The following is a 217-nucleotide window of genomic DNA, read 5'->3' as shown; positions in this document are numbered from 1 at the left end:
CTGTTTGCCCGATTATCCCTGGATAGCGCCCTGCCGGATCGCACCACCATCATGAATTTCCGCCACCTGCTCGAGCAGCATCAACTGGCCCGTCAATTGTTCAAGACCATCAATCGCTGGCTGGCCGAAGCAGGCGTCATGATGACCCAAGGCACTTTGGTGGATGCCACCATCATTGAGGCACCCAGCTCTACCAAGAACAAAGAGCAGCAACGCG

Annotated in this window: 1 protein-coding gene; it reads left to right on the top strand. The window is 56.2% G+C overall.

The annotated features are described in order from the left end of the window. On the top strand, positions 1 to 217 hold a 217-nt coding region (locus tag HX884_RS27705; RefSeq protein WP_178329080.1), incomplete at both ends, for a transposase.

It is taken from the genome of Enterobacter sp. SECR19-1250 (assembly GCF_013391025.1).
GTDB lineage: Bacteria > Pseudomonadota > Gammaproteobacteria > Enterobacterales > Enterobacteriaceae > Enterobacter > Enterobacter cloacae.
Note: the sequence above shows the minus strand (reverse complement) of the source record. Positions and strands in the feature narration are given on the sequence as shown.